Annotated in this window: 10 protein-coding genes; 2 read left to right on the top strand and 8 right to left on the bottom strand. The window is 53.8% G+C overall.

Annotated features, from left to right (window positions below):
- Positions 1 to 126 precede the first annotated feature (126 nt).
- The 6 genes from MOST_RS01475 to MOST_RS01500 all read right to left on the bottom strand — a co-directional run bounded on the left by MOST_RS01475 (position 127) and on the right by MOST_RS01500 (position 5797).
- On the bottom strand, positions 127 to 387 hold the full coding sequence (locus tag MOST_RS01475; RefSeq protein ID WP_244267010.1) for a GDP-mannose 4,6-dehydratase: 261 nt from the start codon (positions 385 to 387) through the stop codon (positions 127 to 129).
- 108 nt (positions 388 to 495) lie between these two features.
- Positions 496 to 930, bottom strand: a complete 435-nt coding sequence (locus MOST_RS01480) for a type II toxin-antitoxin system VapC family toxin (RefSeq protein WP_054936598.1) — start codon at positions 928 to 930, stop codon at positions 496 to 498.
- On the bottom strand, positions 902 to 1102 hold the full coding sequence (locus MOST_RS01485; RefSeq protein WP_161952788.1) for a hypothetical protein: 201 nt from the start codon (positions 1100 to 1102) through the stop codon (positions 902 to 904). The genes MOST_RS01480 and MOST_RS01485 overlap by 29 nt, the downstream gene beginning before the upstream one ends.
- Positions 1103 to 1316: 214 nt before the next feature.
- Positions 1317 to 1874: an NAD-dependent epimerase/dehydratase family protein gene (locus MOST_RS01490; RefSeq protein ID WP_083476595.1), complete on the bottom strand. Its 558-nt coding sequence runs from the start codon at positions 1872 to 1874 to the stop codon at positions 1317 to 1319.
- Positions 1861 to 2481 (bottom strand): helix-turn-helix transcriptional regulator, encoded by a 621-nt coding sequence (locus MOST_RS01495; RefSeq protein ID WP_054936600.1) that lies wholly within the window; start codon positions 2479 to 2481, stop codon positions 1861 to 1863. Before MOST_RS01495 ends, MOST_RS01490 begins: the two co-directional genes overlap by 14 nt.
- A gap of 190 nt (positions 2482 to 2671) precedes the next feature.
- Complete coding sequence (locus MOST_RS01500; RefSeq protein ID WP_054936601.1) at positions 2672 to 5797, bottom strand: AAA domain-containing protein; 3126 nt, start codon at positions 5795 to 5797, stop codon at positions 2672 to 2674.
- 227 nt (positions 5798 to 6024) lie between these two features.
- Here MOST_RS01500 and MOST_RS17110 point away from each other — a divergent pair, with 227 nt between their 5' ends.
- A complete protein-coding gene (locus tag MOST_RS17110; protein ID WP_161952789.1) occupies positions 6025 to 6453 on the top strand; it encodes an RpnC/YadD family protein in 429 nt (142 codons plus the stop codon).
- Positions 6444 to 6671: a DUF4351 domain-containing protein gene (locus MOST_RS17115; RefSeq protein WP_054936603.1), complete on the top strand. Its 228-nt coding sequence runs from the start codon at positions 6444 to 6446 to the stop codon at positions 6669 to 6671. The genes MOST_RS17110 and MOST_RS17115 overlap by 10 nt, the downstream gene beginning before the upstream one ends.
- Positions 6672 to 6762: 91 nt before the next feature.
- Here the strand turns inward: MOST_RS17115 and MOST_RS01510 are convergent, their stop codons facing one another.
- Together MOST_RS01510 and MOST_RS01515 are read right to left on the bottom strand one after the other, a co-directional pair.
- Entirely contained in the window at positions 6763 to 7332 is a 570-nt protein-coding gene (locus tag MOST_RS01510; protein ID WP_083476596.1) for an NAD-dependent epimerase/dehydratase family protein, read from the bottom strand.
- On the bottom strand, positions 7305 to 7853 hold the full coding sequence (locus MOST_RS01515) for a YdcF family protein (protein WP_106006997.1): 549 nt from the start codon (positions 7851 to 7853) through the stop codon (positions 7305 to 7307). Before MOST_RS01515 ends, MOST_RS01510 begins: the two co-directional genes overlap by 28 nt.
- Between the last annotated feature and the right edge of the window lie 303 nt (positions 7854 to 8156).

Genomic DNA, 8156 nt, shown 5'->3' on the forward strand with positions numbered 1-8156 from the left:
ATAAAGTAGCGGGTCATCTCCGGGTGGGTCACCGTCACCGGCCCTCCGGCGAGTAAACTTGAGAATACCCGCCCGGCTTATTTCTATGCCACATCCAGGCAGTGGCGATAATCTCCTCCAAACTAGTTATCGCGGCCGCCACCCCAGCTCTTCAATAGCTTTTTCTGCCGAGGCTACCAGCACCCCCGGGTCCCCGGGCCGCCGGGGACCGAAACGGTAAGGTACTTTCTGCCCTGTCACCTTTTCCGCCGCTTTTATTACCTCCAGAACCGAATAGCCCCGGCCGCTGCCCAGGTTATAGGTTGCCGTGGGGCTACCCTGCTCCAGGGCTTCCAGGGCCAGGACGTGGGCTGCCGCCAGGTCCTCGACGTGGATGTAGTCCCGCACCGCCGTGCCCAATATCCCCTGCCGGCGACGCCCCGGCGACGTTGAAATAACGTAAGGATGTAGAAGCTCAAACGGATACCCTCAAATAAGGCCGTCTGCCGTTAACTATTATCTTTGTTCAAAAGGATTGTATAAATGTAGACCATGCCTGCGAAGATGTTTGAAATCTTCAACATTCCGTGTGACTAAAACAGCCGATAATAATAAGGCTGTAGCTGCAACGATGGCATCTGGTAATTTTAGCTTGCGATTATAATACTTTTTACTAAGGGCGCGTAATTCGGCGGCTTTAAGAGCGACGTTAGAATCAACATCCACTATTTCTCCTATATCCAGAATACCTCTTATCTTTGATTTTTGTTCAAGAGTTAGTTCATGGAATGAAAACAGCTCTGCCTCGACTATTGTTGAATAATAGACTTCTATATCGTCGTCTTCTAGTTTCTTCATTGCCCAAACTGCTGCTTTTACTCCTGCCAGGGTATAAATAATTATGTTAGTATCGACCACATACTTATTCGGGTACGACCCCTGATCGATCATCTTCATCCTCCCTGATGCGTAACATCTCCTCAACCAATTCAGGATGGTCCTTTAAGATACCCGCAGCCGCCAGGACAGCACCTTTTGATTTACTACGTTTAGTCAGCTTAATGGTTATCTTATTCGTACCCGGGATAATCTCTACCCAATCACCAGGTTTAATTTTGGCCATTTTCAATACTTCTCCAATGGTAATTCTTCCGCCTGGCTCTACTCTTCTCTTAACCTGTAGCAATGCCATCACTCCTAAGGCTCGAGATTAATATCAATTATATTCTGTAAGATTATACCCCAAAAACGTCTCCAACTCAATCTGGTATCTGTTTCTTCTTCTTTAAATACCCGACCATCCTGCCGTATCTGCTCCCCTATGACCCTCGTATAACTCAACCTTTAAATCCCCGCAGCCTGCGGCTGTGCCACTGCCAGGCCGTAGCAATGATGTCCTCCAGTTCTGTATACCGCGGCCGCCACTCTAACTCCGCCATGGCTTTTTCTGCCGAGGCTACCAGCACCGCCGGGTCCCCGGGCCGCCTGGGACCGACACGGTAAGGTACTTTCTGCCCCGTCACCTTTTCCGCCGCTTTTATTACCTCCAGAACCGAATAGCGCCGGCCGCTGTCCAGGTTGTAGGCCGCCGTGGGGCCGCCCCGCTCCAGGGCTTCCAGGGCCAGCACGTGGGCTGCCGCCAGGTCCTCGACGTGGATGTAGTCCCGGATGCAGGTGCCGTCCGGGGTGGGATAGTCCGTGCCGAAGACGCTTAAATATGGTCTCTTACCCGCTGCCGTCCGGGTAGCCAGGGTGATGAGGTGGGTGGCGTCTTCTTCCCCCTCGCCGATTCTACCGTCCCGGTCGGCACCGCCAACCTTGAAATACCGGAGGGATATGTAGGTGATCTCCCTGGCAAAGCTAAGTTCGTAACCACAGTCATCACCGGCTGCCAAAGAGCAACCACAAAAGGACTATTCCAACCACTATCAACCACCAGATACAACCCGTAGATTCTGAGGCTGTAGATGGCGTCTTGCTGCTTGCTTGAGTTGAAGCGTGGCCGGAAATCGACGTTCGATAAATAGTGATAGGCTGGGATCGTGAAAGTGAGCGCGGTGAAAACGTCTCCTCCAGCAGCTCCGCCCGCCGGATATTAGAGAGGGCAAACGACCGAATATCCTGGCGCCAGCGACAGTACGCCCGAAGGATGGTACCACCCCAGTCCCCTGGTTCCAGCGCCAGCGGCTCCACCACCCGGTCGGTAAGCGCTTTCCTGGAGGCTGTGTAATAGTTCAGATGCACACAGCGGTGTTCCTGCAGCGCCTTTTTTAAGAGCGCCCGGATTTGCTCTGAACTCGTGGCAACTACCGGGCTGGCGGTCACGGTTCCGGTATCCAGCGTTGCCGCTACCGCGGATACGGCCGGTGGAGTGATGGTAGGCCTGGAGCCACAGTGATGTACATTGTCCGTGCCCACATCAAAGGCCACCCACTGACCTGCGGGCATCTCCCTGAGGCTGATAGGCCGCCCACAGTATTTACATTTGCGATAAATGGCCACCCAGTACCACCTCTATAACTTATTTTCCGCACCCCTTCTCGGTTAGCATTGAACTATGAGGTATATATACTTCGATACCATCTGCTACTAGACTCACAAAGATTATATTCATGCGACTTCTGAATAATTAGAGCGGAAGATAAGTTATAAGCCGTCCAGCCCGGGTTATAGTTTTGCGCGAAAGGCCACCTTAAAAGGAATCAGTCCAGCGGCAATTCGGGTACCGGCTGCAGCTCAGGAATGCCCCGTTGCGGCCAGATTTGAGAACAACCTTCCCCCCGCAATGCGGACAGGTAAGCTCCAGGTCCTGAACCGCCAGTTCCAGCACCCGGTGTGGGATGTTAATCAATCCTTTACAACCGCCATGCTGGTAGGAAGCACAGCCAAAGAAGGGCCCATACTTGCTCGTCCTGAGCTCGGTGGGACCACCACACAAAGGACAGGAAGGAAATGCCATCCGCTTCTTTAAAGCAGCAGCCAGCTCGGTAAGGCGGTGCTTTTGTACAGACCGCCGTTCCTCTTGCTTAAGCAGGTACACCGTACCCGAGAGTTCCATCAGCCTCACCACCAGCTCCGGCTGGGAGAACCGGATCATCAACTCACTGCTCCGGCTGTGGGAAAGAATGTTCAAGCTGCCGAACCAGGCGATCTTCCGATCCACGAAGGCGAGCTTCTCATGCAGGCCCTTGCGGCGTAACACTTTAATGCCTATTATAGATAATTGACGAATTAATTCCTCCGTAACCTGGTTGGACTCATGCCGCTCCCGGGTTACCACCAGTACCGGTACCCCGCGGTCTACCAGGTGCCGCAAAGGAGTGATTACGTCCGCCAAGCGTCGCTCGGCGATGAAAGGGCTGAATATAACTCCCTCCCTGGAGGCGTCACGCAAATCTTCCAGGAAAGCTGGGTAAAAATTGCCTTCGTTGAAGTGTGCAGCTCCTTCGGGATTTCCTAACTGCCGGCGTGCCGGCATTACTGCTCCCAGTGCGGTCTTAACCGTCGGGTCGGCATAATCTTGAACCACCATACGGGCGTCCATGATCTTGCCGTGCTGCTCCAGATGCTGCAGCAAGGTGGCCAGGGAGTCACCTACAGGAGCTTTTTGGCTCAGATAGTCATGGTGGGCCACTATCACCAACTTACCTTTTGCCCGGGTGCAGGCCACATTGAACAATCGCATAGCTTCGGAACCCCAGCCGCCAGAGAGAAGCTTCCCAATTTGAAACGGGGGACTATCCACCAGGTCGAAGATAATAACATCTTTCTCGTTGCCCTGGAACCTGTGCACGGTTGCCGTTTCAACTCTTTCTCCGGGAAGCCTGTATTGCTCCACCAGGTGTTGCAGCAAGCGGGTTTGAGCCCGGTACGGCGCCACCAGTCCTACATTTTGGGCGCCGCTGGCCAGGGCCCGGGCGGCAAGCCGGATACAGACTATAGCACTGTAAATATTGTAGCGGGAGAACCCGGGGTCCAGCCGGCCGCACCAGGGATTGGCACCCGATGTGGTACACAGGACCAGAGGCTCCCCGGATTCTGGAAGAGCCGCAGTCGCGTGTTCATATTTCTTGGGGTCCGCCCTGTGCTCGAGCGGGTTTCCGTCATGCTCATAGACCAGCATATTGGCCACTTCGCCAATGGCTTCATGCATGCGATACTGCACCTTCAGCGCACACAACCGGGGATCGTCCAACCTTGCCCGGCCTTCCACGATACCGGCCTTAACAAAAATATCGGTTTGTAACCATCTGGCAGCCAGGGGATACTTTTCAGCGTCCCGGGCGGTTGCAATCGGGGGCAGCTGCCGGAAATCACCTGTGACCACCACGCGCTTCTGCGCCCGGCTACTGGCAAACCATAGATTGGGCAGGGGAACCATGCTGGCCTCGTCGATGATTACTGTATCAAAGGTGCCCCGGTACAGTTCCTCCAAAAGCACCAGTCGAGATAAAGTCGCTCCAACGATTCTGGCGTCGCGAATCACGGTCGCCGCCATTTCACGCAGCCGGGCTTCCATGGCGGCCAATTGCTCATCTAATTGCTTGAGGTTTTTCTCAGCCTCACTCAGCTGCTGCCGGAGTTCCGGGAGAGGAGGCAACGGCCCCAGGCTTTCCAAGGCCTGCCGGTCTTTGGCCTGCCGGCGTTCAGCATCCGATAGGGCGACGCTGGCGGCCCTTCTCTCCTGCTGGGCAACCTGATAAGCTGCCTCCAGCTTTGTGATTACAGTTTCTTGATTGACGATCTGACGACGGATGACCTCCGGGTTAAAACCGAAAAAGACCCGTCGAATGAACCCGGCCGCTTCAGCTTGCTGCAGCTTACTATGCAAATCGCCCAGGGTTTTACGGGCCTGCGAGATGGCGTTCCCTTCTTCTTGCACCTTCTGTTCGGCTCCAGCCAAGGCAATCTTTGCTGTTGCGACAAGCTGCTCTGACTTTTCAACAGTCTCGATAACCCGGATGGTAGCAGCCAACTGGTCCCGCACTCCCTGCACCCTCTTGCGCTCAACCCCCAGCGCTTGCTGTTGCTGCCTTAAATCCTTGCTTTTCCTCTCAAGCACGGCCTCCATCGTCACCTGCTGCAATTCCGGGTCCTCCCGAGCCAATGCGCCTACCCGTACCACGGCACCACCCTGGATTTCGTTATCGTCCAGAGCTTTGATTACGGGAATCAAGGCCGTATCTACAGCCACGTTCGTGTGGGACGTAACCAGTACACGGTCCCCACGCCGGACCAACTCCCGCACAAGGGCGCCAATGGTCCGTGTCTTCCCCGTTCCCGGCGGGCCCCAGATGAATGTGACCCGCTGTCCCAGGCTCCGGTTGACTGCCTCCATTTGTTCCCTGTTCAAGTCTCCAAGGCTGGCGGCAGGTTTAACATTGGGAAAGGGAACATTAGCTTGGAACGCAAAAAGCCGCATACATATATCCCGTTCGGCAGGAAGTACGCCGGTGCGAATTTCATCCAGGCGTCGCTGCAACTGTTCTAATAAGTAGTAGGCGGAAAGGCTCAGGACCGCCTTAGGGATAAAGGGGCCCAGGTCATCCTGTATGCCCAGCGTGATCTCAAACCCCTGAACGCTTACTATGATGGTCTCGTGTGAATCCTTATCAATACGGAGTTGAGCCGGGGTATCGGAGGTAATATTGAGTTCGGTATCAAGCAAAAAAATATATAGAAAGCGGCCCGCAGCAGTGCCTCCGTACCTTCCGTCGTGGACTCCTATTTGCTCCGCCCCGCCAGACTCCTTGATGGCATTGATCTCTTCTTCCAGGGCCGCTATCAGTTCAGTGGTTATCGAATCAAAAGTTGCCACCAGTTCGGCGCCCTCCTTGTGAATTGAGTTCAATGGCTAAATATATCCAAAAAGAACGACCATTACCGCCCAGAATGATGTCTCGTCATGTTCGCTGGGGGAACTGGCCGGGACCGTAGCTCCGGGGCCAGGCCTTTACCAATATATTAAAAAAATAACCCTTGCTCAGCCAGGTCCTCTCAGGTAAAATAAAGAAAAATTTTATCGATTATACGGATACCAGGTTTTTGACCCAGGAGGTCATTACTGATATTACCGCCGGCGACAAACACTACGTTGATATCCTGGCGGAAGTTAAAATCAAAGGAGAAGACGGCTGCGTCCTGCTCCATATCGAGCCCCAGGCCTACCGGCAAGCCGATTTCGCCCGGCGCATGTTCATTTACTTCAGCCGGCTTTACGAAAAACACCAGAAAAGGGTGCTGCCCATTGCCGTCTTTGCCCATGACAGTAAGGCAGAAGAAACCAACCGGCATGAAGTAGAGTTTCCCTTTCTCAAGGTCCTGCAGTTCGAGTTTTATAAAATACAGCTCAATAGACTGCCCTGGCGGCAGTACATCAACAGCAACAACCCGGTAGCGGCGGCGTCGTTAAGCAAAATGGACTATTCGCCCCAGAACTCCAACCCGAGGAGGTGCAAAGGGTTATGGAATTAACCACATCCTGGCATTTAAAAGGCCGACAGCAGGGCCGGCAGGAAGGCCGGCAGGAAATACTCTTAAGACAGCTAAGGAAACGCCTGGGTACCACTTCTCCTGAAGTTGAAGCGAAGATAAAGACTTTATCAGTGGAGCAGCTAGATGACCTGGCGGAAAAGATACTTGACATCACCAGCGAGGATGAACTGCTTAGGGTTCTTGCCATTAAACATTGATATAAACATTGATACTTAACCCCCACTCCGGGCTTAAGGTCGCTCTGGCATAAAAGACCGGCCGGGTTTAAGCAGGCCGGTCGATGGTCCTTTAAGATACCCGCGGCCTGCGGCGGTGCCACTGCCAGGCCGTAGCAATGATGTCCTCCAGTTCGGTATATCGCGGCCGCCAGCCTAACTCCGCCATAGCTTTTTCTGCCGAGGCTACCAGCACCGCCGGGTCGCCGGGCCGCCGGGGACCGACACGGTAGGGCACCTTTTTCCCCGTCACCTTTTCCGCCGCTTTTATTACCTCCAGAACCGAATAGCCCCGGCCGCTGCCCAGGTTATAGGCCGCCGTGGGGCTGCCCTGCTCCAGGGCTTCCAGGGCCAGGACGTGGGCTGCCGCCAGGTCATCGACATGGATGTAGTCCCGCACCGCCGTCCCGTCGGGAGTAGGGTAGTCGTCGCCAAAGACCGTTAATTCTTCACCCGTCATAATGGCCCTTAGCACCAGGGGGATGAGGTGAGTTTCCGGGTCGTGGTCTTCGCCGATATCCCCTGCTGATGAAGCCCCGGCGGCGTTGAAGTAACGTAAGGATATGGCGCGGAAATTGTAAGCACGGCTGTAGGAGGCCAGGGCCTTCTCCAGGACTAAATCCCATTGTGAATCACATACCAGGCCAGCTTAAAATACTCCAGGCCCACCACTTCTATCCCCCGGTCCTGGAGCCACCAGCGGGTAGGATCCAGCCATGGGTCCTCCGCCCCGTAGAAGCTCAAACGGATGCCGCTGCCCCGAAATACATTGTTAAAAGCCAGTCTGGTGCGCCGCAGGTGGTAAGGAGAGGTAACGACAATAGCCGACTGCCAGCCATTTTTCTTTAAAATATCAAGGCTGCAAAGAGCGTTTTCATAGGTGCTGGTAGCCCGCTTTTCCAGGACGATATCCTTTTCCGGTACCCCCAGGAATTTTGCCTGTTCGGCCATGATGTCAGCCGCTGCTACGTTCCATTCTACGGGGCCGCCGGTCATCAGAAGCCTTGGAGCCAGGCCTTCCTGGTAGAGCTTTACCCCCGTCGCCACCCGCTCGCCCTGTTCACCCGAAAGGACAATAATCACATCGGCAGGCTGTAAATCTTTGTCACCTACCATCAGCCAGCTGGCTACAAACGGTAACCAGAAACTTTTCGTTGTCAACAAAAATAAAAAGAGACCTGCGGTCACTAGCGTTGCATAAAAAAATTATAAACATGTCAAGAGCAATTGCGCCCCAAAATCAGCAAAATTCCTGAAATAACCTGGCCTTGCAAGAAAAAACTCCTTATACTAGAGATTAAGGGTAGTCCTTGCCCCAACCTCTAATATAAGGAGGCCACAATGCAAGGCAAGGATACCACATTATCCACATTTCATCAACTATTCTCTCCGGTTTCTAACGACTATTTTTGGCAATTAACCGAAGGTATGGGGGTTGATAAGTACGTTAAGAAGCTAAATACTCTT

It is taken from the genome of Neomoorella stamsii, from assembly GCF_002995805.1.
Classification (GTDB): domain Bacteria; phylum Bacillota; class DSM-521; order Neomoorellales; family Neomoorellaceae; genus Neomoorella; species Neomoorella stamsii.

Excerpts from the sequence above, each read along its gene's own strand:
- MOST_RS01485 (WP_161952788.1), bottom strand. The coding sequence starts at position 1,102 with ATGGCCAAAATTAAACCTGGTGATTGGGTAGAGATTATCCCGGGTACG.
- MOST_RS01480 (WP_054936598.1), bottom strand. The coding sequence starts at position 930 with ATGATCGATCAGGGGTCGTACCCGAATAAGTATGTGGTCGATACTAAC.
- MOST_RS17115 (WP_054936603.1), top strand. The coding sequence starts at position 6,444 with ATGGAATTAACCACATCCTGGCATTTAAAAGGCCGACAGCAGGGCCGG.